30 protein-coding genes are annotated in these 23,011 nt (G+C 65.8%); 18 read left to right on the forward strand and 12 right to left on the reverse strand.

From position 1 onward, the window contains the following. Position 1: 1 nt before the first annotated feature. The 11 genes from ACNQS7_RS10770 (at position 2) to ACNQS7_RS10820 (ending at position 8,197) form a co-directional block, all read left to right on the forward strand. Positions 2–616: a TetR/AcrR family transcriptional regulator gene (locus ACNQS7_RS10770; protein ID WP_418012487.1), complete on the forward strand. Its 615-nt coding sequence runs from the start codon at positions 2–4 to the stop codon at positions 614–616. A 155-nt stretch (positions 617–771) separates the two neighbouring features. Then, positions 772–1,479, forward strand: coding sequence for a hypothetical protein (locus tag ACNQS7_RS10775; protein WP_418015957.1), 708 nt, complete (start codon positions 772–774; stop codon positions 1,477–1,479). Between the two features lie 114 nt (positions 1,480–1,593). Beyond that, the gene (locus tag ACNQS7_RS10780; RefSeq protein ID WP_418012488.1) at positions 1,594–3,111 is read left to right on the forward strand and encodes a nitric oxide reductase activation protein NorD; all 1,518 of its coding nucleotides are present in this window, start codon (positions 1,594–1,596) and stop codon (positions 3,109–3,111) included. After that, a complete protein-coding gene (locus ACNQS7_RS10785) occupies positions 3,108–3,881 on the forward strand; it encodes a CbbQ/NirQ/NorQ/GpvN family protein (protein ID WP_418012489.1) in 774 nt (257 codons plus the stop codon). Before ACNQS7_RS10780 ends, ACNQS7_RS10785 begins: the two co-directional genes overlap by 4 nt. A 12-nt stretch (positions 3,882–3,893) precedes the next feature. Next, positions 3,894–4,022: a hypothetical protein gene (locus ACNQS7_RS10790; RefSeq protein ID WP_418012490.1), complete on the forward strand. Its 129-nt coding sequence runs from the start codon at positions 3,894–3,896 to the stop codon at positions 4,020–4,022. After that, positions 4,019–4,720 carry a hypothetical protein gene (locus tag ACNQS7_RS10795; RefSeq protein WP_418012491.1) on the forward strand — a complete coding sequence of 234 codons (702 nt, stop codon included), beginning with the start codon at positions 4,019–4,021 and terminating at the stop codon, positions 4,718–4,720. Before ACNQS7_RS10790 ends, ACNQS7_RS10795 begins: the two co-directional genes overlap by 4 nt. Positions 4,721–4,733: 13 nt before the next feature. Continuing rightward, positions 4,734–5,150, forward strand: coding sequence for a hypothetical protein (locus ACNQS7_RS10800; RefSeq protein WP_418012492.1), 417 nt, complete (start codon positions 4,734–4,736; stop codon positions 5,148–5,150). An 11-nt stretch (positions 5,151–5,161) separates the two neighbouring features. After that, complete coding sequence (locus ACNQS7_RS10805; RefSeq protein WP_418012493.1) at positions 5,162–5,926, forward strand: LLM class F420-dependent oxidoreductase; 765 nt, start codon at positions 5,162–5,164, stop codon at positions 5,924–5,926. 87 nt (positions 5,927–6,013) lie between these two features. Continuing rightward, the gene (locus tag ACNQS7_RS10810) at positions 6,014–6,580 is read left to right on the forward strand and encodes a hemerythrin domain-containing protein (protein WP_418012494.1); all 567 of its coding nucleotides are present in this window, start codon (positions 6,014–6,016) and stop codon (positions 6,578–6,580) included. A gap of 7 nt (positions 6,581–6,587) precedes the next feature. Next, positions 6,588–6,722: a hypothetical protein gene (locus ACNQS7_RS10815; protein WP_310784887.1), complete on the forward strand. Its 135-nt coding sequence runs from the start codon at positions 6,588–6,590 to the stop codon at positions 6,720–6,722. A 20-nt stretch (positions 6,723–6,742) separates the two neighbouring features. Then, a complete protein-coding gene (locus ACNQS7_RS10820) occupies positions 6,743–8,197 on the forward strand; it encodes a protein adenylyltransferase SelO (protein ID WP_418012495.1) in 1,455 nt (484 codons plus the stop codon). On the opposite strand, the gene ACNQS7_RS10825 is transcribed toward ACNQS7_RS10820, so the two are convergent. Further along, positions 8,173–8,394 carry a hypothetical protein gene (locus ACNQS7_RS10825; protein ID WP_418012496.1) on the reverse strand — a complete coding sequence of 74 codons (222 nt, stop codon included), beginning with the start codon at positions 8,392–8,394 and terminating at the stop codon, positions 8,173–8,175. The genes ACNQS7_RS10820 and ACNQS7_RS10825 overlap by 25 nt on opposite strands. Positions 8,395–8,425: 31 nt before the next feature. Between ACNQS7_RS10825 and ACNQS7_RS10830 the strand changes: the two genes are divergently transcribed. Further along, positions 8,426–8,875 carry a GAF domain-containing protein gene (locus tag ACNQS7_RS10830; protein ID WP_418012497.1) on the forward strand — a complete coding sequence of 150 codons (450 nt, stop codon included), beginning with the start codon at positions 8,426–8,428 and terminating at the stop codon, positions 8,873–8,875. Here ACNQS7_RS10830 and ACNQS7_RS10835 read toward each other — a convergent pair. From ACNQS7_RS10835 to ACNQS7_RS10845, 3 genes are all read right to left on the reverse strand, one after another. Beyond that, positions 8,872–9,801, reverse strand: a complete 930-nt coding sequence (locus ACNQS7_RS10835; RefSeq protein ID WP_418012498.1) for a DUF808 domain-containing protein — start codon at positions 9,799–9,801, stop codon at positions 8,872–8,874. The genes ACNQS7_RS10830 and ACNQS7_RS10835 overlap by 4 nt on opposite strands. Positions 9,802–9,865: 64 nt before the next feature. After that, positions 9,866–10,867: a tocopherol cyclase family protein gene (locus tag ACNQS7_RS10840; RefSeq protein ID WP_418012499.1), complete on the reverse strand. Its 1,002-nt coding sequence runs from the start codon at positions 10,865–10,867 to the stop codon at positions 9,866–9,868. A gap of 77 nt (positions 10,868–10,944) precedes the next feature. Next, on the reverse strand, positions 10,945–11,622 hold the full coding sequence (locus tag ACNQS7_RS10845) for a TetR/AcrR family transcriptional regulator (RefSeq protein WP_418012500.1): 678 nt from the start codon (positions 11,620–11,622) through the stop codon (positions 10,945–10,947). A gap of 92 nt (positions 11,623–11,714) precedes the next feature. Here ACNQS7_RS10845 and ACNQS7_RS10850 point away from each other — a divergent pair, with 92 nt between their 5' ends. The 3 genes from ACNQS7_RS10850 to ACNQS7_RS10860 are packed head-to-tail and all read left to right on the forward strand — an operon-like array spanning position 11,715 to position 14,902. Further along, positions 11,715–12,743: a Rieske 2Fe-2S domain-containing protein gene (locus ACNQS7_RS10850; RefSeq protein ID WP_418012501.1), complete on the forward strand. Its 1,029-nt coding sequence runs from the start codon at positions 11,715–11,717 to the stop codon at positions 12,741–12,743. Continuing rightward, positions 12,740–13,819 (forward strand): dihydrodipicolinate reductase, encoded by a 1,080-nt coding sequence (locus ACNQS7_RS10855; protein ID WP_418012502.1) that lies wholly within the window; start codon positions 12,740–12,742, stop codon positions 13,817–13,819. Before ACNQS7_RS10850 ends, ACNQS7_RS10855 begins: the two co-directional genes overlap by 4 nt. Further along, complete coding sequence (locus ACNQS7_RS10860) at positions 13,820–14,902, forward strand: dihydrodipicolinate reductase (RefSeq protein ID WP_418012503.1); 1,083 nt, start codon at positions 13,820–13,822, stop codon at positions 14,900–14,902. Here ACNQS7_RS10860 and ACNQS7_RS10865 read toward each other — a convergent pair. From ACNQS7_RS10865 to ACNQS7_RS10880, 4 genes are read right to left on the reverse strand one after another with little or no spacing between them, the layout of a single operon-like run. After that, entirely contained in the window at positions 14,879–15,325 is a 447-nt protein-coding gene (locus ACNQS7_RS10865; protein WP_418012504.1) for a universal stress protein, read from the reverse strand. The genes ACNQS7_RS10860 and ACNQS7_RS10865 overlap by 24 nt on opposite strands. A gap of 44 nt (positions 15,326–15,369) precedes the next feature. Continuing rightward, a complete protein-coding gene (locus ACNQS7_RS10870; RefSeq protein ID WP_418012505.1) occupies positions 15,370–16,380 on the reverse strand; it encodes an NADP-dependent oxidoreductase in 1,011 nt (336 codons plus the stop codon). Further along, positions 16,377–17,342, reverse strand: coding sequence for an LLM class F420-dependent oxidoreductase (locus ACNQS7_RS10875; RefSeq protein ID WP_418012506.1), 966 nt, complete (start codon positions 17,340–17,342; stop codon positions 16,377–16,379). Before ACNQS7_RS10875 ends, ACNQS7_RS10870 begins: the two co-directional genes overlap by 4 nt. Next, positions 17,339–18,466, reverse strand: a complete 1,128-nt coding sequence (locus ACNQS7_RS10880) for an acyl-CoA dehydrogenase family protein (protein WP_418012507.1) — start codon at positions 18,464–18,466, stop codon at positions 17,339–17,341. The genes ACNQS7_RS10875 and ACNQS7_RS10880 overlap by 4 nt, the downstream gene beginning before the upstream one ends. Positions 18,467–18,546: 80 nt before the next feature. On the opposite strand from ACNQS7_RS10880, the gene ACNQS7_RS10885 reads away from it, so the two are divergent. Together ACNQS7_RS10885 and ACNQS7_RS10890 are read left to right on the forward strand one after the other, a co-directional pair. After that, the gene (locus tag ACNQS7_RS10885) at positions 18,547–19,008 is read left to right on the forward strand and encodes a winged helix-turn-helix transcriptional regulator (RefSeq protein WP_418012508.1); all 462 of its coding nucleotides are present in this window, start codon (positions 18,547–18,549) and stop codon (positions 19,006–19,008) included. A gap of 124 nt (positions 19,009–19,132) precedes the next feature. Then, complete coding sequence (locus ACNQS7_RS10890; protein ID WP_418012509.1) at positions 19,133–19,264, forward strand: hypothetical protein; 132 nt, start codon at positions 19,133–19,135, stop codon at positions 19,262–19,264. Between the two features lie 11 nt (positions 19,265–19,275). Here ACNQS7_RS10890 and ACNQS7_RS10895 read toward each other — a convergent pair whose 3' ends face one another. The 4 genes from ACNQS7_RS10895 to ACNQS7_RS10910 all read right to left on the reverse strand — a co-directional run bounded on the left by ACNQS7_RS10895 (position 19,276) and on the right by ACNQS7_RS10910 (position 22,216). Beyond that, positions 19,276–19,665 carry a VOC family protein gene (locus ACNQS7_RS10895; RefSeq protein WP_418012510.1) on the reverse strand — a complete coding sequence of 130 codons (390 nt, stop codon included), beginning with the start codon at positions 19,663–19,665 and terminating at the stop codon, positions 19,276–19,278. Between the two features lie 78 nt (positions 19,666–19,743). Next, complete coding sequence (locus tag ACNQS7_RS10900) at positions 19,744–20,634, reverse strand: transglycosylase SLT domain-containing protein (RefSeq protein WP_418012511.1); 891 nt, start codon at positions 20,632–20,634, stop codon at positions 19,744–19,746. A gap of 193 nt (positions 20,635–20,827) precedes the next feature. Continuing rightward, entirely contained in the window at positions 20,828–21,322 is a 495-nt protein-coding gene (locus ACNQS7_RS10905; RefSeq protein ID WP_418012512.1) for an LppP/LprE family lipoprotein, read from the reverse strand. Positions 21,323–21,427: 105 nt separating this feature from the next. After that, a complete protein-coding gene (locus ACNQS7_RS10910) occupies positions 21,428–22,216 on the reverse strand; it encodes a spirocyclase AveC family protein (RefSeq protein ID WP_418012513.1) in 789 nt (262 codons plus the stop codon). 146 nt (positions 22,217–22,362) lie between these two features. Here ACNQS7_RS10910 and ACNQS7_RS10915 point away from each other — a divergent pair, with 146 nt between their 5' ends. Then, on the forward strand, positions 22,363–23,007 hold the full coding sequence (locus tag ACNQS7_RS10915) for a TetR/AcrR family transcriptional regulator (RefSeq protein ID WP_418012514.1): 645 nt from the start codon (positions 22,363–22,365) through the stop codon (positions 23,005–23,007). Positions 23,008–23,011 lie beyond the last annotated feature (4 nt).

The raw sequence follows: 23,011 nt of genomic DNA on the forward strand, positions 1-23,011 counted from the left end.
TATGGCAGCGGTCAAGGGACTTTCGGCGCGCGAGTCCAAGCGTCAGCAGACCAGAGAGCGGCTGCTGGGCGCCGCAGTGGCGGAGTTCAAGCGGTCAGGCATGGCCGACGCGGATGTCGGCGCCATCGTGGACGCCGCCGGCGTCGCACACGGCACCTTTTTCTTTCACTTCCCCACCAAAGAACATGTGCTGCTGGAACTCGAACAGCGTGAAGAGCAGCGTATCGCCGACAGGTTCGCCCGCTTCCTGGAATCGGAGCACGATCTTGCCGGCGCCCTGAACGAGTCCGTCCGTCTGATAGTCGGACTCGAGCGTCGTCTGGGCGTCGCGTTGTTCAAAAATTTTCTTGCACTGCACTTTTCACAGACCCGCCCGCCCGCCGAAGTGGGCCGGGACCATCCGATCATCGTTGCTGTCGCACACGAAATCGAAGCCGCTCAACAACGCGGCGAAGTCGATCCGGATGTCAACCCCATCAACAGTGCCGTGTTCTTCCTACTCGGACTGTATGCGTTGCTGACCACCACGACCGGTTGGCCGGTGCGCGACGCCATGGTCGAGGACTACGTGAAAAGAACGATGTGGAGCTTGGTCGCTCCCGGACCCTCAGCCTGATTTCGATCTAGGGTCCGGCCACCACGGCGTGCCTGGGTTATTGACTCAAGTCAGTGAAGCGTGCCAAGCTCGACACGCCACGCGACCGTCGGAGCCGACGTTCCGGGCGCATCTCGGGAGGGACCTTGAATCTGACCTCAAGTCTGATTCCGAAGCTGCGCGCGCCCGGGCGCTCCGGCGCCGGCAGCGATCGCGCACTCAGCCTCGACGAGCATGCCGAGCGGTCCAGCGTCGCGCAGCGTCAGGCCGACCGGTGGCTCATATGCGGCAGCCTGCTGATAGGCACTGCGGCACTGGGCGTTTTCGGCCTTCCGCTGTTCCTGCGCGGAGTCTGGTTGCAACGACGCGCCGCACGGCAGGGACTGTCGGTTCGACCCGTCATCATCACGTTGATCGGTTACCTCGTGATCATCGACGCTGCCATCAATACGGTGGGCTGGGCGCTGGATCTGGTCGGCAACCACACCCTGCTGGGGCGGGTACTGCTGGTCGGCTGGGGCAACATGTTCGACGCCGGCTACTTCTGGCACTACAACGAACTGTGGGTGGGCGGTGCGGCGGGCCCGGGCGAAAAGGGCTGGGAAGTCGGGCTGATCCTGACGGTGTTCACCATGCGTATCGCCGCCGGGATCGGGTTTCTCCAAATGAAGCGCTGGGGCCATCAGTGGCTGGTCGTCACCTGCTGGATGGGTGTGGTGATCTGGATCGGCTACGTCTTCAACATGACCATGTACGCCGACGTGCGCTTCGCCGGTGTCGTACTCCCGGTCATCGGGTGGTGGCTCTACGACATCTTCTACATCACGCCGTTTCTGGCGATCCCCTATCTGCACACCGTGAATCGGGAGATTTTCTCCGACTAGGGAGGTCATTCATGTGGTGGGAACTTCTCCGGTATGTCGCCGCGTGGGGCGGCACCGGCCTGATCATCTGGTTCTGGTACTGGATGTTCTCCAACATCGGCACCTTCTGAAAAAGTGGAGACCACCGCAGGTTCGATCGAACGCAGCTGCGCACTGACCGCTGTCGCCTTGAGCGAACGGCGCCGAGCAGACGCGCGGTTGACCACCGGCGCCAAGCGCGGCTTCGGACTGGACGCCGGCCTGCGCGTTGTGCACGTGCCCTACCCCGTGGCCGACCCGCACTGGACCCGTCGAACGTTGACATGCGGAGTGGCACTGCAATGTTCGCCGTCGAAGGAACGCATCGCCGCCTACCGTCTGCATGAGTTGTCGGCGCGTGAACGACGCGCGCTGACCCTCGTCGAGGCAGGCGTCGCACTCGGATGGATCGCCTCCCGGTGGCCCGGACTGTTGTGTGACACAAGGCGTGCGATTCCCGATGTAGACATCATCGCGGCCGACACGGCCGCCGCCGTCATGCTCGACCGCGCCATCAAATTAGCGCGTGCCCGAACAGAACTGCCCGAGCACCCATTGCTCGGGAGTCTGCCGGCTGCCCGCCTCGAGCAGCGCGGGTGGGCCTCCGCCATGCGCCGGCGCGGCCGGATGCCTTGGACCACAACGCAAAAGCGCCGTCCCCGTCCCTACTCGGTGCCGGTCGGAGGCGAGGGCGGCGTACGCAATCCCAACCTGCCGCCGCCCAGCAGACCCGACGACAACGATCTCGAGTTCAGTCCTGAACGCAGACAGGGCATCCCCTACCCCGAGTGGAACTGTTGGACGAAGAGCTTTCTGTCCGACCATGTGGCGGTTGTTGAGCGCAGGCAGGGGGTGCCCGTTCGCCGGCCCAACCACGTCCCGGCCGACCTTCGCAAGTGGTTCGAGGAACACACCCATCGCGCCGTGGTCAACGGCCGCGAAGACGGATCCGATATCGACGTCGACGCGTACGTCCGCTATCACGTCGACACCAAGGCCGGAGAAGCATTCCCGCCCCCCATCTTTCGAGAGCTGGCACCCGCCGGTCGCGATGTTGCCACCGCGCTGCTCCTGGATGGGAGTATGTCCCTGGGCGTGCATGGTGGCCGCACATTCCGGCTGGAGCTGGACTGCGCCGACGCACTGTCGCGGGCGATGACCGACGCGCGCGAACGGCACGGGATCTTCGTGTTCACCGGAAACAGCCGTCATTACGTGGAAGTGCGCTGCCTGAAGGACTTTGCGGAGCGCCGGTTCATTGCACCGGGAGGCGCCGGCCTGACGACCGGCGGCTACACCAGGCTGGGCGCGCCCATACGTCACCTGACCAGCCGGCTGCTGGAGCAACCCGCTGAACGACGCCTGCTCATCGTGCTCGGTGACGGTCTGATGTCCGATGAGGGCTACGAGGGCAGCTACGCGTGGGCCGACGTCGCGCACGCGGTTGACGAGGCCGGCGACGCGGGCGTGTCCGTGTACTACGTGGGCGTCGGGCCTACCCGGGTCGACCCTCTGCCGGAGGTGTTCGGTCCGCTTCGCTCGCAACGTATTCGGCGCGTCGAGGAACTTCCGCGCGTGCTGGCACATGTTCATCGTGAGTTGGTTGCCGCATGACCGACGGCTACGTACCCAGCGGCAACGAAGTGCGGCTGTTTCAGCAGGCGTATCGGCAGATGATCCCGCTCATGCTCACCGGACCTACCGGCTGCGGGAAGACGCGGTTGGTGGAGCACATGGCGGCACTCCTCGGCCGGCCGGTCGTCACCATCAGCTGCCACGACGATCTGACGAGTTCGGATCTGGTCGGCAGGTTCATGGTGACCGGAGGTGATGTGGTGTGGACGGACGGTCCACTGACCAGAGCCGTCAAGGACGGCGCCCTCTGCTATCTCGACGAGGTCGTGGAAGCCCGCCACGATTCACTGGCGATTCTGCACTCGCTGACGGATCACCGCCGCGCTCTCTATCTGGACCGCGCGGGTGAAGTCGTCCAAGCGCCGGATTCATTCATGCTCGTCTGCTCCTACAACCCCGCCTACCGCAGCTCGCTCAAAGATCTCAAACCGTCGTTTCGGCAACGCTTCGCCACGCTGCCCATGTCCTATCTGCCGGCCGACCGCGAAGCGGCCGTCATCGTCGCGGAATCGGGTGTCGACGCGGCTGTCGCACAACGACTTGTGCACTGTGCCATAGCTATCCGCCAGGCCGACGACATCTTCCATTTCGAGCCACCGTCCACCCGGGTTCTGGTCACCGCGGCGAAGTTGATCGCATCGGGAGCTTCCGAGACGGACGCGGCGCACGCCTGCATACTCGCGCCGCTGAGCACCGACGGCGCCATCGCCGAGGGACTGCGTGAAATCGCGGCCGCCAGCCTGCACTGAGAGGAGCGAGACATGAACGAACAGGAGCACAAACGCAAGAGGGCGCTGATCGTCTTTCAGCTGTTCATTTACGGCTACCTGCTGGTGATGTTCGCCATCCAGCTGTACATGTCCTTTGCGCGTGGCTGGTGGGAGTTGTGAATCAACCATCGCTGCAGAGCAATTCAACCGCCACCGATCCCCCCGACCACGAGGAGGCGTCCCGCGACGCGCAGCGGCGGGCTGACAAGTGGATGATTGCCGGAGCCGCGCTGATGGGTATGTGGGCGCCGGGCGTCATCGGCTTCCCTATCTTCATGCGTGGAGTCTGGTTGCAGCGCCAGGCATTACGCGCCGGCCTTGCGGTGCGGCCCATGATCGTCACCCTGATCGGTTACCTCGTTCTGATCGACGGCTGCCTCAACAGCCTCGGCTGGGCGCTGGACCTGGTCGCCAACCACACTCTGATCAACCGGGTGCTGATGGTCGGCTGGGGAAACATGTTCGACGCCGGCTACTTCTGGCACTACAACGAGCTGTGGGTAGGTGGTGCCGCCGGCCCTGGCGAAAAGGCTTATGTGGCAGGGCTTATCCTCACCGTCTTCTCGATGCGAGTGGCGGCGGCCATCGGCTTCCTGCAGATGAAGCGCTGGGGACACCAGTGGATGGTGGTCACTTGCTGGATGGGCGTGGTGATCTGGACGGCCTACGTCTTCAACATGACCATGTACGCCGATGTGCGGTACGCCGGTGTCGTGTTCCCGGTCATCGGCTGGTGGCTGTACGACATCTTCTACATCACACCCTTTCTGGCCATCCCCTACCTCCACACCGTCAACCGCGAAATCTTCTCCGACTGATAGGACCAGAACGATGGCCTCACCCGCTGAACACAAGACAGCAGACCGAACCGAAGACCTGCCCCCGGGCACCACTGCCTATTACGCGCGCATGCACAAGTGGATCAAGCGCGCCGTACTGGTGTGCCTGGTGGCGCTGGTCATCGAGGGTGCGTTCACGTTGCCTTTCATGGCCGTCTACTACGGATATCCGACTCTGAGTCTCACCGAGATCTGCAGCGAACTGCTGAAAGTGCGCTACTCCGATGACACTTTGGAGTGCAAGTACCCCTACCCGCCGCTCGGACCGCCGGAGGGCGTCGCCGGCAAGGACACCGCACGCGACGTGTGGGGAATCCAGCCGGTACCGAAATACCACCGGCTCGGGTTCCGGGAACTCGTCCGGATTCACGACGAACGGATTGCCCGGCAGGCTCAGCAGCACCGGTAGATTTCGAGCCGATGGTGAAGATCGGTGTTCAGATACATCCGCAGAACACGACCATGGCGGACCTGCGGGCGGCGTGGCAGGCTGTCGACGAACTCGGAGTGGACAGTTTGTGGACATGGGACCACTTCTTCCCCCCGCTGTACGGCAGGCCCGACGAAGCCCACTTCGAGGGCTGGCAGATTCTGGCCGCGATGGCAGTCACCGCGCCGAACGTGTCTCAGATCGGGATGCTGGTCACCGGGTGCGGCTACCGCAATCCCGACCTGCTCGCCGACATGGCCCGCACCCTCGACCACTTGTCGGAGGGCCGAGCGGTGCTGGGCATCGGGTCGGGCTGGATGGACCGGGACGAAATCGAATACGGCTATCCGGTGCGCACGCCCGCTCAACGACTGGACCTGCTCGCCGAGACGCTGCCCCGCATCCGACGGCGCCTTGCCGTTTTGCAACCGGGACCGCTCGGCCGGTTGCCCATCCTGATCGGCGGCAACGGAGAACGACGCACGCTGCGCCTGGTGGCCCAACACGCCGACATGTGGAACGGCTACGGCGACGCCGACACGATCCGGGCCAAGAACGAGGTCATCGATCGGTGGTGTGATGAGGTCGGACGCGACCCGCGCGAGATCGAACGCACCGTGTGGATCGAGCACGCCGACCCCGACCTGATGAAGTCACTGGTCGAAGCCGGGGCCGAACACCTCATCCTCGGGCTGCGTGCGCCCTACGAACTGGACGAAGTGAAACGCCTGGTGGAACGGCGGCCGGAGTTTTAGCACCCGGTCGCCCGGGTATGCGCCGAACAGCGGTGCACAGCCCCCCGCCCGCTCTTTCCGAGCCCCCTCATCGGAGGTTTATTCGCTATGTCCGAAATGATTGTTGAAACACCCGAAGAAGTCATCGCTTTCCTCAAGGCCCAGCACGACCTGATCGAGGACATGTTCGACCAGGTGCTGCTCGCGTCGGATCCGCAGGCCCGCGAGAAGCCGTTCGTCGAACTGCGTCAGCTTCTCGCGGTGCACGAGACCGCCGAGGAGATGTTCGTGCACCCGCGCGCGCGGCGCGAAGTGGATTCGGGCGACGCGGTCGTCGACAGTTTGCTGGCCGAAGAGCACTCCGCCAAAGAGCAGTTGTCGAAGATCGAGGGGCTCGAGATCACCTCGCAGGAGTTCATCGACGAGTTGACGAAACTGCGGGAAGCCGTGCTGGCCCATGCCGAGCATGAAGAACTCGAAGAGTTCGAACAGTTGCAGGCCGACATGGGCCCCGAGGAACTCAAGCGGCTGGGCACCGCGGTGAAGCTTGCCGAAGCCATTGCACCGACCCGGCCGCACGCCGGGGTGGAGTCGGCCAAGTTGAACTTCGCGGTCGGCCCGTTCGCGTCGATGCTCGACCGCGCCCGTGACCTGATCAAGCAAGCCGTCAGCTAGGAGCAACATGAGTCACCCCGAAACACCGGACGATCGGGAAGAGACCACCGAAAGCAGCGACGACAGCGTCGTCTCGCCACCCGCCTACCCGGCGTACTCCACGCCCCCGCCGGAAGGTTTGGCCACCAACGAGGACGGTTGATTCTCCGTAGTGTGTGACAAGTGAGCGTTACCCCCGACATCACCATCAACCTGCAGGGCCGCTTCGCCGGCGAGCTGCCTGAGATGGCGGTTCCCTGGCAGGCCGAAGTGCCGCCCGAGGCACGGTTGCTGGTGCTCAACGAGCCGCTGGCCGGCGAGCTCGGTCTGGAGGCGAGCTGGCTGCGCAGCCCGGAAGGTCTGCGGTTCCTGGTGGGCAACCTGGTGCCCACCGGTGCCGCGCCGGTAGCCCAGGCCTACGCCGGGCATCAGTTCGGCGGCTACGTGCCGCGGCTGGGAGACGGGCGCGCCCTGCTGCTCGGCGAGCTCACCGACGCCGAAGGGCAGCTGCGCGATCTCCATCTGAAGGGTTCCGGGCGCACCCCGTTCGCCCGCGGCGGCGACGGCCTGGCGGCCATCGGCCCGATGCTGCGGGAATACGTCATCAGCGAAGCGATGCACGCACTGGAGATCCCTACCACCCGGTCGTTGGCGGTGGTCGCCACCGGGCGTCCGGTGGCACGCGAGACGATGCTGCCCGGTGCCCTGCTGGTGCGCGTGGCCAGCAGTCATCTCCGGGTGGGTAGTTTTCAATACGCTTCCGCCACAGGCGATCTCGGTCTACTGCGTCGACTGGCCGACCACGCCATCAGTCGCCACCATCCGGAGGCGGCACAGGCCGAGAATCCCTACCTCGCACTGTTCGAAGCCGTCGTCGCGGCGCAGGCGTCACTGGTGGCGCGATGGATGATGGTCGGGTTCATCCACGGGGTGATGAACACCGACAACATGACGATCTCCGGGGAGAGTATCGACTACGGGCCGTGCGCGTTCATGGAGGCCTACGACCCGGACACCGTTTTCAGTTCGATCGACGCCTGGGGCCGCTACGCCTACGGCAATCAGCCGACGATCGCGGCCTGGAACCTCGCCCGGTTCGCCGAGACGTTGCTGCCGTTGCTCGGCGATGATGTCAACGAGTCAATTGCTCTGATAGAGCACGCTTTTGACGGGTTCCACGCCTACCACTCCGCGTGGCTTTCGGGTATGCACGCCAAGCTCGGCGTGGCCACCGACGTCGACGCCGTGTTGCCGTTGCTCGACGAGTTGCTGCCCATGCTGCAGGAGAGCCACGTCGACTTCACCTCGTTCTTCCGCCATCTCGCCTCGGCCGCCCGGGGCAACGACGAACCGGCGCGGGGACAGTTCGTCGATCCCGCCCGCTTCGACGAGTGGGCGCGGCGCTGGCGGGCTCTGGGACCGGACGCCGACGCGATGGACCGGGTCAATCCGATTTACATCCCGCGTAACCATCTCGTCGAGGAAGCGCTGACGGCGGCGACCGACGGTGACCTCGGTCCGTTCGGTCGACTGCTGGATGCGGTCAGCCAGCCGTACACCGAACGGCCCGGGCTGCAGCGGTACGCATCACCCGCGCCCACGGACTTCGGTGTCTACCGAACCTTCTGCGGTACCTGAATATTCTCCCGGGTGCTCGCCGTGATTCCGATCGCGATCATCACGTCGATGTAGGTGATGATCAGTCCCCACCAGTACGCCCACTTCATCTGCGGATCCGTTGGTGCGGAGAAGAAGATGATCAAGAAGATCGGGCCGACGATGCCGCATACGAACACCATCGCCTGGATGGCGAGGTAGCGCTTGAACGTGGACATCGTCAGGAGCATATCGCGCACAATGGGCGGCATGGCCGATGTCTACCGCGCGCCGATGCGATCCCGCAGCAACGCCATCGACGCGCGCGCCACGTCCGAACGCGCCCGTCGGTTGGGCCTGTGCGGATTCGGAGAGCTGGTGGCCAATCCGGCGGAAGAGGAACGTCTGGCCCGTCGGGTGGACCGGTTCGCCGCTGCGGCCGACGGCTCCTTCGTGTGGACACGCGACCCGGACGGACTGTTCTGGCTCGGCCGGCTCGACGGGCCGTATTTCCGTGACGATGACGACGGCGCCGTGGCCGTCGATCTGGTGCACGTACGCCGCTGCACCTGGCTCACGGAGCCGCTACTGGAGCCCGAGGTGCCCGGCGCGGTCGTCGCGACGTTCCGCCGCGGTGGCCGCAACTTTCAGCAGACCCATCACCGGTCGGTCGGCCGGGAGACCCAACAGCTCTGGGACGGGCGGCGGCAAAAACGCTAAACCTTGGTGCGCGGGCGCCGAATCCGTTGGAATGCGGCCACGACGGCCAGCACGAGCGCTCCGACCACCGATCCGACCACCGCGGACATCGCGGTGTTGACCAACCAACCCAGGACGCCGCCCAGCGCCGCCACGGCGTGATGCGCCCAATGCTCGGCGTGGTGCACCAGCCCGTACGGCGTGTGCCAGCCGAGGTGATCAGCGCCCATCAGCAGGATGTGACCGCCCACCCAGAGCATCGCCACCGTTCCGACCACAGACAGCACCGAGAGCAGTTTGGGCATCCCGGCCACCAGAGCACGGCCCACCGCCCTGCCGACGCGGGACGAAGTCTGGGCGAGATGCAGGCCGACGTCGTCCATTTTCACGATGCCCCCGACGACGCCGTAGACCGCGACGGTGATCACCAGCGCAACGATGAGCAGGATCACCAGCCGCGGCACGAACGCCAGGCTGGCCACTTCGTTGAGCGCGATCACCATGATCTCGGCGGACAGGATGAAGTCGGTGCGGATCGCGCCCGCCACCACGTGACGCTCGTTGTCCGGCTGCTCGTCGCCATCGCCGTGCCCACGCAGGCTGCTCCAAACCTTCTCGGCGCCTTCGTAACACAGATACGTCGCCCCGAGCATCAGGATCGGGCTGAGCAGCCACGGCGCGAACTGACTGAGCAGCATCGCGCCGGGCAGGATGAACAGGATCTTGTTACGCAGCGATCCGAGCGCGATCCGCTTGATGATCGGCAACTCACGCTCGGCGGAAATTCCGTCGACGAACTGCGGCGTCACGGCCGTGTCGTCGATGACCACACCGGCGGCCTTCGCGGTCGCCCGTCCCGCGGCGGGCCCGACGCCGTTGAGCGAGCCGGCGGTCAGTCGCGCGAGCGTCGCCACGTCGTCGAGAAGGCCGAACAGACCCGCGCTCATCGCGTCTGCCTCATGGCGTTGCAGCGTACCGGGCTGCGCCTGATTCGGCTCGTCGCTGCGTTCATCAGGAAGGCCGGCTGCCGACCTCGAGGCCGGCCAATGTCGAAGTGCCCTCGAAGATCACACGCCCCCATTCACGCACCCGGCAGTGCAGCGTGCCGGCCAGATATTCGTAGTCGGTGTCGATGTTGCGGCGCTCGGCCGGCAGGGGTACGGGCAGCACGTGCGGTCCGTCCGGCGTGCCGCGGCCCTCGAGTTCGACGCGGTACCGCACGGTGCGGGCATCGATGTCCCAGCGGTGGACGTCGCAGCTTGAAGAGACCAGTGCCGGTGGAGTAATCCGGATCACTCGATCGCCCAGTCGCACAACGACTCCGGTGACATCGCGGTTGAGCGGACCCAGCTCGAGCAGACCGCCGGAGAACGCCACCGACACGTCGGCGTCGCCGAAGTCGTGCGCCTGTCCCCACCACCAACGCAGTGGGAAACCGGCTCCCCAATTTCGTTCGCAGTACAACCTGGCACCGGTGAATTCCCAACGCTGGTCTTGATGGGTCACCGTGCCGGATGCTCTGCCCCCCAGCCGATAAGGGTGCCAGTACTGGTTGAGAAACGGCACCGACGAGAAAACTCCGCCACCGCCAAACGGTTTGGGCCACTGATAGGCATCGTGAAATTTCAGGTCGACTGCGGTGTCACCGAGAACCATCCGGAGCCGCTCGCCTCCGGCATCGATCAGATTGCCACCAGACTCCGCCTGCACACTGAACCGCGCCTGACTCGCCGTGACGCCGTCGACCGCGGCCGAGCGCACCACCCCGCCGGGATGCAGCGCTATCGCGGCCGTGGACCAGTCGCCGTCAGCCTGCCGGTTGGCGCTGCACAGGGCGACCACCACCCGTCCCTCGTCCTGGTCGGAGAGCCGCCAGAACCAGCCTTCCATCTCGGTCCCGTGCGACGGGACCGGATCGCCGAACGGCACGTCGGCGCCGGTTCGGCGGTAGAGCAACACGAGCCCCGGAACCAGCCCGAGCACAGCGCGTGCTGCAGAACCCACGACATTCACACCAGCTTTGGTACCCCACACCCTCCTAATTGAACCTGCTGCCGTTCGGCCGGCGGTCCCAGTCACCGAGCGTGACCTCAGGGTTGAGAATCGGCCAGATTTCCACCCTGACGACACGGTCGACGAACCGGGGCGGCCGACTCCGCCAGATAGGCCACGATCGCGTTGGTCAACCCCCGCCGCGCCTCGTCGAGGTCGGCGTAGCTGCCGAGCTGCCGTTCGGAGACAAGGCCGCGCATCGCCCCGGGGATCAGCGTGGCAATCTCGCGCACCCGCTGCGGATCGACCTGCAGATCGGCGAAGGCCTTCTGACAGGTCGCATGCCAGCCCTGCCCCCACGACCGCAATTCCGCGGCGGTGTGCGGGTAGAGCCGGTCGAGCTCGCCCGGTTCCCGCGGCAGCGCCGCGCGCAGGTTCTCGATCGCCCGCGAGTCGGGGGCGGTCAGGCCGTCGTACAGCGTGTCGATGATCTCCGCGACCCGCTCCTGCAACGACGCCCCGGTGTCGGGATTGGCAAACACGTTGGCCCGCCGCTGCGCAGTGTGGTGCAGCACCGCGGCCCAGAATCCGTCGGCGTCCCCGAACTGGTATTGCACGGTGCCCCAGGTGACGCCGATCTGCTTGGCGATCCGGTTCGCCGAAACCGCTCCGGGGTCTCCGGATGCCAGGGCGGTCACCGCGGCCTGCAGCATCGCCTCCCGCGTCGCCAGGCCCCGCTTGTTGGCCCTGCGATTCGCGCTGTCCGCCACTGCCATGCCGGAATCCTAACGCGGCGGCACAGGTTTCGTTGACTCGTCTATGACTTTTTCATAGAGTGCTTGATGATCGGACGGAAAGGACCGCGTGCATGGCCAAGCCGCCTTTGTCGATGAAACCTACCGGCTGGTTCCAGGTTGCGTGGTCCGACGAGATCGGCATCGGCGACGTCCACTCGATGAAGTACTTCGACCAGGAAATGGTGGCCTGGCGCGCCGACTCCGGCCGGCTCACCGTGATGAACGCGTACTGCGAGCACCTCGGAGCGCATCTGGGCTACGGCGGCAAGGTCGTCGACGACGTGCTGCAGTGCCCCTTTCACGGCTGGCAGTGGAGTCAACAGGGCCGCAACGTCTGCATCCCGTATCAGGACCGGCCCAACAAGGGCCGCCGCATTCGCACCTACCCGGTGGTGGAGCGCAACGAGTCGGTCTACATCTGGCACGACATCGAAGGCCGGGCGCCGTTTTTCGAGGCGCCCGACATCTTCGCCGACTTCGCCGACGGTCGCGGGCGTGCCGATTACTACCCGCAGCAGCGACTGTTCCGCGAAGGCCTGGAGTTGCATCCGCAGTACGTGCTGGAGAACGGCGTCGACTTCGCCCACTTCAAGTACGTGCACAACACGCCGATCGTGCCGATCTTCACCCGGCACGACTTCGACGAGCCGGTGTCCTACGTCGACTTCACCATCACCTTCGAGGGCGACGACCAGCAGAGCATCGAGGACGTCAAGAGTGGCGTCGAGGCCATCAACGGCGGCCTGGGGGTAGCCGTCACCAGGAGTTGGGGCATGGTCGACAACCGCACCATCTCGGCGATCACCCCGGTCGACGAGCGGACGTCCGACGTCCGCTTCATGGTTTACATCGGCAGAGTTCCCGGCAGGGACGACGAGCGCGCCGAAGCCAAGGCCCGCATGTTCGGTGAGGAGATCATCCGGCAGTTCACCCAGGACGTGCACATCTGGGCGCACCAGCGGTATTCCGACCCGCCGGCGCTCGCGAACGCCGAGTTCGAGGGGTTCACCGCGATCCGCAACTGGGCCAAGAAGTTCTACCCCGATGGAAAGGGCGGCAGCGCCGCCGAACTCAGCAACTCCGGAAAGGCACAACCATGACGTCCCCGATCAAGGTCTTCCAGGTCGCCACCGGCAACGTGGGTTCCGAGATGATCAAGCGCATCGCGACGCATCCCGACCTGGAATTGATCGGGGTGCACTGTTACTCACCGGAGAAGGTCGGGCGCGATGTCGGCGAACTGGTCGGGTTGGCACCCAGCGGCGTCGTGGCAACCGGCAGCGTCGAGGAGATCATCGCCGCCGAGCCTGACGTGCTGACCTTCCACGGCGTCTTTCCCGACGAGGATCTGTACGTGAAAGTCCTTGAGGCCGGAATCAATATCGTCACCACGGCGGACTGGATCACCGGTTGGCACCGCGATCGCAACCATCCGCACCACTCCGGCAAGCCCGTCACCCAGCTGCTGGCGGAGGCTTGTCACAAGGGTGGCTCCACGTTCTACGGGACGGGTATGAACCCCGGAGTCAACCAGATCCTCGGTGTGGTCTGTTCCGCCGATGTGGCCGAGATCGAGAACGTCACCACCATCGAGTCGGTCGACGTGTCGTGCCACCACTCCAAGGACACCTGGATCGAGGTGGGTTACGGACTGCCCGTGGATGATCCGTCCATCCCGGGCAAATTGGAGAAGTACACGCGCGTCTTCGCCGACAGCGTGTTGATGATGGCCGACTGCTTCGACCTCACGCTCGACGAGGTCAAATTCGACTACGAATTGGGCGCCTGCACCAAGGACGTCGACCTGGGTTGGTACACACTGCCGAAGGGTTCGCTGGGTGGCAACTACATCAAGTACCAGGGCATGGTGGACGGCGTGCCCAGGGTGGAGACGCACCTGGAGTGGCAGATGACCCCGCACACCGACCCCAGCTGGGATATCAAGGGGTGCTACATCACTCAGATCAAGGGCGACCCGTGCATCTACAACAAGCACATGATCTTCCCCAAGCCCGGCGTCGATCTGTCCAACCCTGACAACTTCGCGTCCATCGGCATGACGGTCACCGGGCTGCCGGCGCTGAATTCGATCAGGTCGGTCGTCGCCGCTCCTCCGGGTCTGCTCACCAGTGCCGACCTGCCGTTGCGCGCGTTCGCCGGCCGGTTCAACATCTAGATGCGCCGAATCATTCTCTGGGGCACCGGCGCGGTGGGCCAGGAAATGCTGACCACCGTCCTCGACCACCGCCCCGACCTGCGTATCGTCGGTGCCCGGGTCTACTCCGCCGGCAAGGACGGCGTCGACGTCGGCACCCTGGCGGGACGCGATCCCATCGGTGTCACCGCCACCACCGACGTCGACGCGATTCTGGCTCTCGACGCCGACTGCGTGCTTTACACGCCGCGCAACGCGAACCTCGACGAGGTGTGCGCGCTACTGGCAAGCGGGAAAAACGTTGCCACCACTGCGTTCCTGTTTCATCCGCGGCGCCTCCCGCCCGCCGACCGGGACCGGTTGGCGGCGGCCTGCCGAGCGGGTCATGCCTCGGTGCACGGCAGCGGTCTCAATCCCGGCAACCTGTCGGGGGTCCTGCCGCTGGCGTTGTCAGGCATGAGCCGCACCATCGACAAGGTCACCCTGCAGGAGCGCGCCGACTGGTCGGTGTACGAGAGCACCTCGATCACGTTCGACAACATGGCTTTTGGGCAGCCGGTCGATCAGATAAGTCCCACCGCAAGCGAATTCCTGGCCTTCAACAGCTCGATCTTCGAAGAGCAGGTCTGGTTTATTGCCGACGAGTTGAACGCCGGCATCGACGAGGTGGTCGCGGCGGTGGAAGCGGTGCCCGCCCAAAGTGACCATCAGATTTTCGAGCACCTCCTGCGCGCCGGAACCACCGCCGGCCAGCGGTGGACGTGGTCCGGGCGGCGCGGCGGGCAGACGCTCATCGAGATCGAGACATTGTGGACGGTGGGCGGCGAGTATCCCGGGCATTGGCCCAAACCCGAGCATGGGTGGACGCTGACCATCGAGGGCGACCCGTCCATGCGAGCCCACTTCTTCGCGCTGGCCAGCTTCACCCGGTCCGCGACCATGGCCGAGCACGTCCGCTCCGCCAGTGTCGCCACCGCGATGCAGGTACTCAACGCGGTGTCGGCAGTCTGTGACGCGCCGCCCGGGTTCGCCACGAGCGCCGGGTTACCAGTTGTCCGCAGCTACAACGGATTTGGAAACTCAGTCGTCGGTCTCGACGACTAACACCTCGGTCTTCGCCTTACGCTCGACCGCTTTGGGAACCGAACCGATGACCTTTCCGACGATCGAATTGGTCCCGACGTTGCCCACCACCAGCAGGTCGGCGTCGACGTCATCGGCCAGTTGCACCAGCGCGTCCACCGCAGCGCCTTCCACCGCGCGCTCCTCGACGTCGGCGGCACCGGCCTCTTTCGCCCGGTCGGCGGCGGACCGCAGCATGTCGTAGACCGGGGCATTGCCCTGGGTTCGATACTCGACGGTGCGAGCCTGGTCGGGATCGGTGCCGCCCCGATCCTCATCCAGATATGCCGACGCGACGATCAACTTGGCACCCGACTCCGCTGCGATTTTCGCCGCCCGGTCAACGGCACGAAAAGACGTGTCGGACCCGTCGGTCCCGACCACCACGACCTGGTATTTGCCCATGGAAGATAACTAGCCGCTGGCAGGGCAAACAAAACCCGTCGGTGCTACGAACCGAGCGCCAGAATGAGTTTGCCGGTGTTGTCGCCGCGAAACAGCTTCAGCAGGACCTCGGGGAAGTCGCCGACGCCTCCTTCGATGAGCTGCTCCCGCGAGCGCAATTCGCCGGTGCGCAGCCAATTCGCCAGCTGCACAACGCCTTCGCGGTAACGGTCGGCATAGTCGAAGATGACGAAGCCGGTCATCGAGGCGCGTGCGACCAACAGCTGCATGTAGTTCGCCGGGCCGCGCAGCTCCTCGCTGGCGTTGTATTGCGAGATCGCGCCGCAGATGACGACGCGCGCGCCACGGGCCAGCCGGGACAGCGCCGCTTCCAGGGTCGCTCCCCCGACATTGTCGAAGAAGACATCGATGCCGTCGGGCGCGTGTGTCTTGAGCTGCCTGCGCAGATCGCCGGCCTTGTAGTCGATGGCGGCGTCGAAGCCGAGTTCCTCGACCAGCCAGCGGCATTTGTCCTCACCGCCCGCGATGCCGACAGCCCGGCAACCTTTGATGCGGGCGATCTGACCGGCGATGCTGCCTACCGATCCGGCGGCGCCGGAGACGACGACGGTCTGGCCGGGTTGCGGCCGACCGACGTCGAGCAGCCCGAAATAGGCGGTCAAACCACTGATGCCCAGCGCGCCGAGGTGCACCGGGGCGGGCGCCAGCGTGGTGTCGACGGGGGTCACGTCGCGGCCGTCGGAGACCGCGTAGCGCTGCACCCCGAACGTTCCGAATACTTCGTCGCCCTCCGCGAAATCCGGGTGCCGCGACTCGATGACCCGCCCGATGGCGCCGGCTCGCATCACCTCGCCGATCTCCACCGCCGGCACGTACGACCGGCCGGCATTCATCCACGTCCGCATTGCCGGATCGACCGACAGGTACTCGACCTGCACCAGGAACTCGCCCTCCACCGGAGCCGCGGCGGGTTCATCGTTGATCTGCCAATCGGAGACCTTCGGCAGTCCGACCGGACGGGCGGCCAGCCGGCACACGGTATTGGTGAGCGTCATGGCATCTCCTGACTCAACGCGGTGAGAACCCGACGGCCGCCGGCATCCTCTGCTGTGCCTGGCACCGCTGCGACACAGTCGGCCCCCGCCTCCCGGTACTCGCGCAGACGCTGCGCGATCCGGTTCGCAGACCCCAGGGCGCACACCGTATCCAGCAGCTCGACGGGGATGGCGGCCGCCAGATCGCGGCGGGAGGCACCGGCGCGGGCCCGCTGCACCAGTTCGCCGAAACCCAACGCGCTGAACATCTCTCCGTAGCCGGGCGGTGCCAGGTAGACGCCCAGCTGACCGGCCAGTTGCGCGTGCGCGGCGGGACCGGGATCGAGCGCGACCGGCACCCAGACCGTGAGCCGCGGGGCGGGGCGGCCCGCCGCGGCACGGTCGATGGCTCGACGCACCTGGGCCACGCGCCCGGGCGAGGCGAGGTTGAGCACCACTTCATCGGCAAGTCGTGCCGCCAGCGCGATCATGCCAGGACCGAACGCGCCCAACGCGATTCGCGCCTCCGGAACCGGGTTGCGCAACCGGAAACCATTGCTGCTGACGTGCTGGCCGTGGTAGCTGACACGCTCGCCGGCGAGCATCGGCCGCAGGCATTCGATGGTCTCCCTCATGACGGGGACGTGGTGGGCCCAGCCGCGGTTGTGCCAGCCGGTCACGATGGCCGGGCTGGAGGCTCCCAGGGCGAGGTCGACGCGGTTGCCGGTGAGGGAGGCCACGGTGCTGACGCCGAGTGCGAGAGTCACCGGGCCACGCACACCGACGGCCAATGGTCCGATCTTCAGCGGCAACTCCGAGGCGCGCAGCCCGATCGCGGTCGCCAGAGCGAACGCATCGTAGGTTGCCATCTCCCCGACCCAGAGGGCATCGAACCCGGATTCCGACACCGTCCGCGCGATCTCCAATGCCTCGCGGTCCGGCCGGTCGAGCCAGAACGGAAGGACGACTTCGAGTTTCGTCACAGCATCGAGGTGTCGGCGTGCTGGTCGAGCAGCAGGCGACCGGGCAGTTCGCGGGATGCCTCGTTCACCTGGAAGTGAGCGGTGGCGGTGAACGCGTCGCGGAACCGGCGCTGCAGGGGCGACGTGTCGTAGATGGCGGTGCCGCCCGCCAGGTCGTACATGGTGCGCACCACGTCGGCCGAGGTACGTGCGGCGTGGGTGGCCGCCAGGCGCAACCGGCTGCGCAGGGCAACGGATACGGGTTCGGGTTCCTGGCTTGCCTGCCAGGCGGTTTCGGTTGCCTCGTAGTACAGCGCGCGGGCCGCAGCCAGTGCCGACTCCGCCGTTGCCACCGCGGCTTGGGTCGCCGGGCGCTCCGCCAGGGTGCGCGTCGACCCCAGTCCCTTCTTGCCACCGGCCAACTCGACGAGGTCGTCGATCGCGGCGCGGGCATTGCCCAGCGCGGCCGCGGCGACCGACAGCGCGAAGAACCCGAACACCGGGAATCGATACAACGGCCGGTCCACCGCCGGCCCGTCGAACACCGAGAACACCCTGTCGGCGGGGACGAAGACCTCTTCGGCGACGGTGTCGTGGCTGCCGGTGCCGCGCAGGCCCAGGGTGTGCCAGTTGTCGAGGACCCGCAGATCTTCTTTGGGCAGCGCGACCACAGCGGGCACTCGGGCCTCATCGACGAAACAACCCGCAAACAGCATGTCCGCGTGCGTGATTCCGCTGCAGAACGGCCAGCGCCCCGACACGATCACGCCGCCGTCGACCGTCTTGGCCCTGCCCCGCGGCGCCCACACCCCGGCCGCGACACCCTTCCCGCCGCCGAACATCTCGCCTCTGGGCGCATCCGGGAGGTAGGCCACCAGCAGCGCACTGGTGATCGCGATCGACACACACCAACCTGTGGCCGCGTCGCCGCGCGCGATCGCCTCGGCACACCGCAGGGCCGTCGGCGGTGACAGTTCGAGCGCGTCCACCTCGCGCGGCATGGTGGCGCGCAACATGCCGGCCTCGTTGAGACGGGCGACGAGTTCGGGCGGCAGCCTGCGCTCCCGATCGATCTCGGATGCCGACTCGCGGGCCGACAGGGCGATCTTCTCCGCGAGGACCTCGGGGGTTTCTGCGTGATTCATCGGCGGCTCCCGGTGGTGGTGACGGTGCAGACAAGTTATCACGTGCGGTTCAGTTATTGAACCGGTACAGTGACTGAACTATGGCGGCCGCCGATCTGTCCCACCGTTTCCAAGGAGAGTCGGTCGGCCGCGCGCTGGAGTTGGTCGGCGAACGGTGGACGCTGCTGATTTTGCGCGAGGCGTTTTTCGGGGTGCAGCGCTTCGGCCAGCTCGCCCGCAATCTCAGCATCCCGCGGCCCACGTTATCCTCACGCCTGCGAATGCTCGTCGATGCGGGTCTGCTTGAACGGGTGCGCTATTCGCAGGATCCGGAGCGTTACGAGTATCGCCTCACCGAGGTGGGGCACGATCTGTTCGGCGCCGTCGTGGTGTTGATGCGGTGGGGCGACGAACACCTGCCGAACCCGGATGGGCCGCCAATTGTGTTGCGACACCAGGCTTGTGGCGAGGTTGCGGACCCACGGCTGATCTGCGCCCACTGCGGCGAAGAGATCACCGCGCGCAATGTGACCCCCGAAGCGGGTCCTGGATTCTCTGCCTGATACGCGATAGCGCGGGTGATATCAGAGTAGGGTCGGCGCCGAGGAGGCGACATGGTCCGCGCAGCAGTCATTTTGGCGGGGTTGGTGTTGTTCGCCGCCGGTGGGACACCGCAGAAACGATCTGGTGCTCAACTACGGTCAGACGTACCACATTCTGGGCTGGACGATCGTTCCGAGTAGCGACGGCACCCGCTTCACCAATGACGGCACCGGCCACGGCATGTTCGTCAGCATCGAGAACGTGAAGTCGTTCTGACGGCTCGGGGGTCAGCCCGTCAGTTGCGCGATCTGGATCAGGTTTCCACAGGTGTCGTCGAGCACGGCCGTGATCACCGGGCCCATGGCGACCGGTTCCTGAGTGAAGCGCACGCCGAGGCCCGTCAACCGCTCGTATTCGGCCCGGGTGTCGTCGACGGCGAACGACGTAAAGGGAATGCCGTCGGCCACCAGCGCCTCCTTGAACGGCCTGACCGCCGGATGCCCGTCGGGCTCGAGGACGAGTTCGGTGCCGTTCGGGTCTTCCGGTGACACGACGGTGATCCAGCGGGCCCCACCCATCGGGATGTCGGCCTTGGTCGCGAAGCCGAGAATCTCGGTGTAGAAACGCAGCGCCTTGTCCTGGTCGTCGACGAGGATGCTGGCCAGATTGATTCGCATGATGATCCCTTCCCCCGGTTGAGCCGTCCGCGACGGTCCGTCGCAGCGGCGCGGTGCGTGGCTATTCGCCTGTCATGGTCACTGCGGGTGTGCGGCCAGGTAGTCGCCCACCGGAATCCGCTCGGAGGCCAGGTACCCGACGGGCAGCAGCACGTCACCCGAGGTGGTCAGGTAGTAGACATCCCACCGGTGATAGCCGGGAAGGACGGCCGGGTCGGCGGCGATCGCGGCGGCGTAGTCCTTGACCGCTCCGACGTAGTGGCTGGAGTGGTTGTAGCTGTAAACGGCGCTGTCCCGATTGCCGGCGAAGCCGTTGGCGGCCAGCATCCGGCCTGCCGCCATGATGCTGTCGCGCGGGGAGTGGATGTCGCCGCCCTCGGCGTACGCGGCGAACGTCGACGGCAGGAACTGCATCGGCCCTTGCGCGCCGGCAGTGCTGACACCGTTGATGCGGCCGAAGTCGGTTTCGACCATGTTGATCGCGGCCAGATAGTTCCAGTCGACGCCGCTCGCTGCCGCGGCGGCCTGGTAGTCGCCGACGAGTTCGCCGAGCGGAACGGGCGCGTCGATACGCCACGCGGGCAGCGTGGGTTTGGCCTCCCCGGCGTTCAGCGCCATCAGGTGGTGTCGCGCGTCGACGTTGAGGTCGTAGATCCCGGTCAGCGATGCGGGAATGACGGGCCGCACGATCGGCTCCCACTCGGGGTGGCGTCCGATGGCGCGGTAGGCCGCCTGCTGACGAAGCGCGGCTGCCTGCAACACGGCATCCGACGACGACGGGTCACGCAGGGCCTGCTCATCGGCGACCAGGTCGCGGGCCAGCAGCGCCGGGTCGGCGGCCAGCGCGGGCGCCGCGGGGCGCGGGGCGGCGGACGCTTGCCAGGGCGAAACGGCCGCCGCCAGTACCACTAAAAATGCTGCGCTACAACGCGTTCCACGGCTCAGCAGATTCCAGCGGCGAACGTCCATGATGTCGACCTCAACACATTCAGCGAGCCGGCGTCGTCGGCTCGCGCGGGCATTCCGCTCTCCATCTTGTCCGTTGCTAGCCCACTCGAGGAAGCCGGGGTAACTCCTGACCGCCGAAGGCGCGCAAATGTACGGCATTCACGGCGTGTCGGCGAACACATGCGCGCGCTCGTGGGCCTTCGGGGCCCATCGCTCACCAGGCGGGCGCCGGGTCCAGCATCGCGACGTGGTCGTTCTGCCACTGGTACCGCACGGTGGTGATCGGTCCCGGACAGGCCGTGCAGACCTCCCTGCCGTCCTTGTAGTCGAGGGCGACGGTGTCATCTGTCGTCTTGGCCGCGTTGACGGAGGTGAACGCGTACGCCTTGAGCGTGGCCACGCCCGCATAGCTGCCTTTGTGGAACAACAACGCCAGGTCGGGCGAACTGCCGGTAGCGCCGACGACGGTGATGATGACCGTCGACAGCGTCGCGCACGGGTTGTAGTTGCTGCTCGGGTCGAAGCTCTTGACGTTGTGGTCCCACGCCGAGCCTTCCGGCAGCGCCGGCAACGAGCCGAGCGCCGTTTCGATCTGCGGCGCGTTGAGATTCACCCCGCACGTAGACGTCGGATCGGCGCGGGCGGGCGATGCCAGCGGGTTCAACACACAGAGCGCGGCGACAAGCGCGCTCAGGACAACTGCTCGCATCGAAACACTGCCTCCCTGTCGGCTGCAGTCAATCGTCGCGCTGTTTTAATCCCGGCTGGTAGGACCGCTATGACATTGTGTCGAAGAAGTGACCAACGCGACCGGTCACCGCGCGGGCTGGTTCGGCACGCCGGGGAACAACTGCTCGGTAGAGCCCGACGTCACCCAACCGCCCAATTTGGTCGCCAGGTGGGGCGCGAATACGGCCCCGTACATCAGGTTTCCGACGATCACCACCGCGACGATGGACAACAGCGCGGACTGCCGGGACCCCGTCGTCTTCCGGTCGGCCCATGACTCGATGACATTGCGGCCTTCGGAATCGGTGCGCCCCAGCAGGTAGGTGAACACCATCATCTGCACGCCCATCGCCAGCGAGTCGTAGATCGGGTATTGATGCCTGGTCCCTTCGAAGACGGCGAGTCCAGGTATCACATAGCCGTAATAGAAGACTCCGAGCCGAGCGCCGATGAACGCGTTGAAGACGAAGGCCCAGCAGAAGCCGACGACGAGGCCGACCGTGAGAAGCGTGATCGGTCTGCTCCACGCGAACCGCGCGCTCAATCGTCGCCCGAGCGCTGCCCCGATCGTGGCCGGCAACACGAAGTATCCGATGTAGCCCACGGGCACCGACGACGGCAGCCCACCCCAGGTCATGTTCAGTGGCCACCATGCCGGCATCCGCGGCAGAGCCGGTGGGAACTGTGCGTACATCGCCCAGTCGTATGGCGCCTCGATCCAGGAGAACGAGATCGCCGAGATGCAGAGCAGCAGCAGCGGATGCAGCCGACGGCGACGGATGCTCAGATACACGCCGGCCGCGGTGAAAGCGATGCCGCTGCCCCAGCCGAAGATGACGGCGCCTGTCAGCAACGGGGTCAGCCCGGAGCTCATCGCCGGGCTTCGGGGTCGAAGTAGATGACCACGCCATAGATGACGGCGATCAGCCCGAACAGCGTGCCGAGCATGATGACTGCGCCCACGATTAATAGTGGACACTATCTTAAGGTCGTGGTCAAGCGCGACTATCGTCAAAGACCGTGCCCTCGAGCCCAATTGAGCGGAGACCGGCCGCAGCGCGCAGAGCCCGCGGCGAGCCGCGGCGGCTACTACTCGACGCGGCCCGGGAGTTGTTCGCGCGCAAGGACTATCGCAGCACCACCACACGTGAGATCGCCGCGGCCGCCGGCGTCACCGAATACCTGCTGTTCCGCAACTTCGGTTCGAAGGCCGGCCTTTTCCGCGAAGCCCTGGTCGTTCCCTTCACCAGTTTCGTCGACGAGTTCGGCCGGACCTGGCAGCAAGTGGTACCCGAGGAAACCGACGAAGACGAACTGGCACGCCATTTCGTCGGACAGCTCTACGACGTGATCGTCGAACATCGGGGCCTGCTGCTGACCCTGGCCGCATCGGAGGCCTTCAGTGAGGAAGAGATCGCCGAAGCCGGCATCGGCGACATCCGGGCGGCCATCGCGGTGCTCGGAAAGATCAGCACCGAAGGCATGCAGTTACGTGGTCTGCGTTCTGCCCGTCCCGAGCTGCCGGCGCACTCCACGGTGGCGATGATCGTCGGCATGGTCGCATTACGTTCGGCGTTCTTCGGCGACCACCAACCGTCGCGCGACGCGATCGTCGACGAGCTGGTGCAGGCGAGCCTGCACGGATTCCTGCACCGGCACAGGTGAATTC

Origin of the sequence: Mycobacterium sp. 23 (genome assembly GCF_048287075.1) — a bacterium.
Taxonomy (GTDB): domain Bacteria; phylum Actinomycetota; class Actinomycetes; order Mycobacteriales; family Mycobacteriaceae; genus Mycobacterium; species Mycobacterium gordonae_B.

What these genes read in the sequence shown, in the direction of transcription:
- ACNQS7_RS10910 (WP_418012513.1), bottom strand. Translation starts at nt 22,216, where the DNA reads ATGAGCTCCGGGCTGACCCCGTTGCTGACAGGCGCCGTCATCTTCGGC.
- ACNQS7_RS10860 (WP_418012503.1), top strand. Translation starts at nt 13,820, where the DNA reads ATGCGCCGAATCATTCTCTGGGGCACCGGCGCGGTGGGCCAGGAAATG.
- ACNQS7_RS10865 (WP_418012504.1), bottom strand. Translation starts at nt 15,325, where the DNA reads ATGGGCAAATACCAGGTCGTGGTGGTCGGGACCGACGGGTCCGACACG.
- ACNQS7_RS10785 (WP_418012489.1), top strand. Translation starts at nt 3,108, where the DNA reads ATGACCGACGGCTACGTACCCAGCGGCAACGAAGTGCGGCTGTTTCAG.
- ACNQS7_RS10850 (WP_418012501.1), top strand. Translation starts at nt 11,715, where the DNA reads ATGGCCAAGCCGCCTTTGTCGATGAAACCTACCGGCTGGTTCCAGGTT.
- ACNQS7_RS10805 (WP_418012493.1), top strand. Translation starts at nt 5,162, where the DNA reads ATGGTGAAGATCGGTGTTCAGATACATCCGCAGAACACGACCATGGCG.
- ACNQS7_RS10845 (WP_418012500.1), bottom strand. Translation starts at nt 11,622, where the DNA reads ATGGCAGTGGCGGACAGCGCGAATCGCAGGGCCAACAAGCGGGGCCTG.
- ACNQS7_RS10905 (WP_418012512.1), bottom strand. Translation starts at nt 21,322, where the DNA reads ATGCGAGCAGTTGTCCTGAGCGCGCTTGTCGCCGCGCTCTGTGTGTTG.
- ACNQS7_RS10830 (WP_418012497.1), top strand. Translation starts at nt 8,426, where the DNA reads ATGGCCGATGTCTACCGCGCGCCGATGCGATCCCGCAGCAACGCCATC.
- ACNQS7_RS10810 (WP_418012494.1), top strand. Translation starts at nt 6,014, where the DNA reads ATGTCCGAAATGATTGTTGAAACACCCGAAGAAGTCATCGCTTTCCTC.
- ACNQS7_RS10825 (WP_418012496.1), bottom strand. Translation starts at nt 8,394, where the DNA reads ATGTCCACGTTCAAGCGCTACCTCGCCATCCAGGCGATGGTGTTCGTA.
- ACNQS7_RS10855 (WP_418012502.1), top strand. Translation starts at nt 12,740, where the DNA reads ATGACGTCCCCGATCAAGGTCTTCCAGGTCGCCACCGGCAACGTGGGT.
- ACNQS7_RS10790 (WP_418012490.1), top strand. Translation starts at nt 3,894, where the DNA reads ATGAACGAACAGGAGCACAAACGCAAGAGGGCGCTGATCGTCTTTCAG.
- ACNQS7_RS10770 (WP_418012487.1), top strand. Translation starts at nt 2, where the DNA reads ATGGCAGCGGTCAAGGGACTTTCGGCGCGCGAGTCCAAGCGTCAGCAG.
- ACNQS7_RS10880 (WP_418012507.1), bottom strand. Translation starts at nt 18,466, where the DNA reads ATGAATCACGCAGAAACCCCCGAGGTCCTCGCGGAGAAGATCGCCCTG.
- ACNQS7_RS10885 (WP_418012508.1), top strand. Translation starts at nt 18,547, where the DNA reads ATGGCGGCCGCCGATCTGTCCCACCGTTTCCAAGGAGAGTCGGTCGGC.
- ACNQS7_RS10900 (WP_418012511.1), bottom strand. Translation starts at nt 20,634, where the DNA reads ATGGACGTTCGCCGCTGGAATCTGCTGAGCCGTGGAACGCGTTGTAGC.
- ACNQS7_RS10870 (WP_418012505.1), bottom strand. Translation starts at nt 16,380, where the DNA reads ATGACGCTCACCAATACCGTGTGCCGGCTGGCCGCCCGTCCGGTCGGA.
- ACNQS7_RS10800 (WP_418012492.1), top strand. Translation starts at nt 4,734, where the DNA reads ATGGCCTCACCCGCTGAACACAAGACAGCAGACCGAACCGAAGACCTG.
- ACNQS7_RS10835 (WP_418012498.1), bottom strand. Translation starts at nt 9,801, where the DNA reads ATGAGCGCGGGTCTGTTCGGCCTTCTCGACGACGTGGCGACGCTCGCG.
- ACNQS7_RS10895 (WP_418012510.1), bottom strand. Translation starts at nt 19,665, where the DNA reads ATGCGAATCAATCTGGCCAGCATCCTCGTCGACGACCAGGACAAGGCG.
- ACNQS7_RS10815 (WP_310784887.1), top strand. Translation starts at nt 6,588, where the DNA reads ATGAGTCACCCCGAAACACCGGACGATCGGGAAGAGACCACCGAAAGC.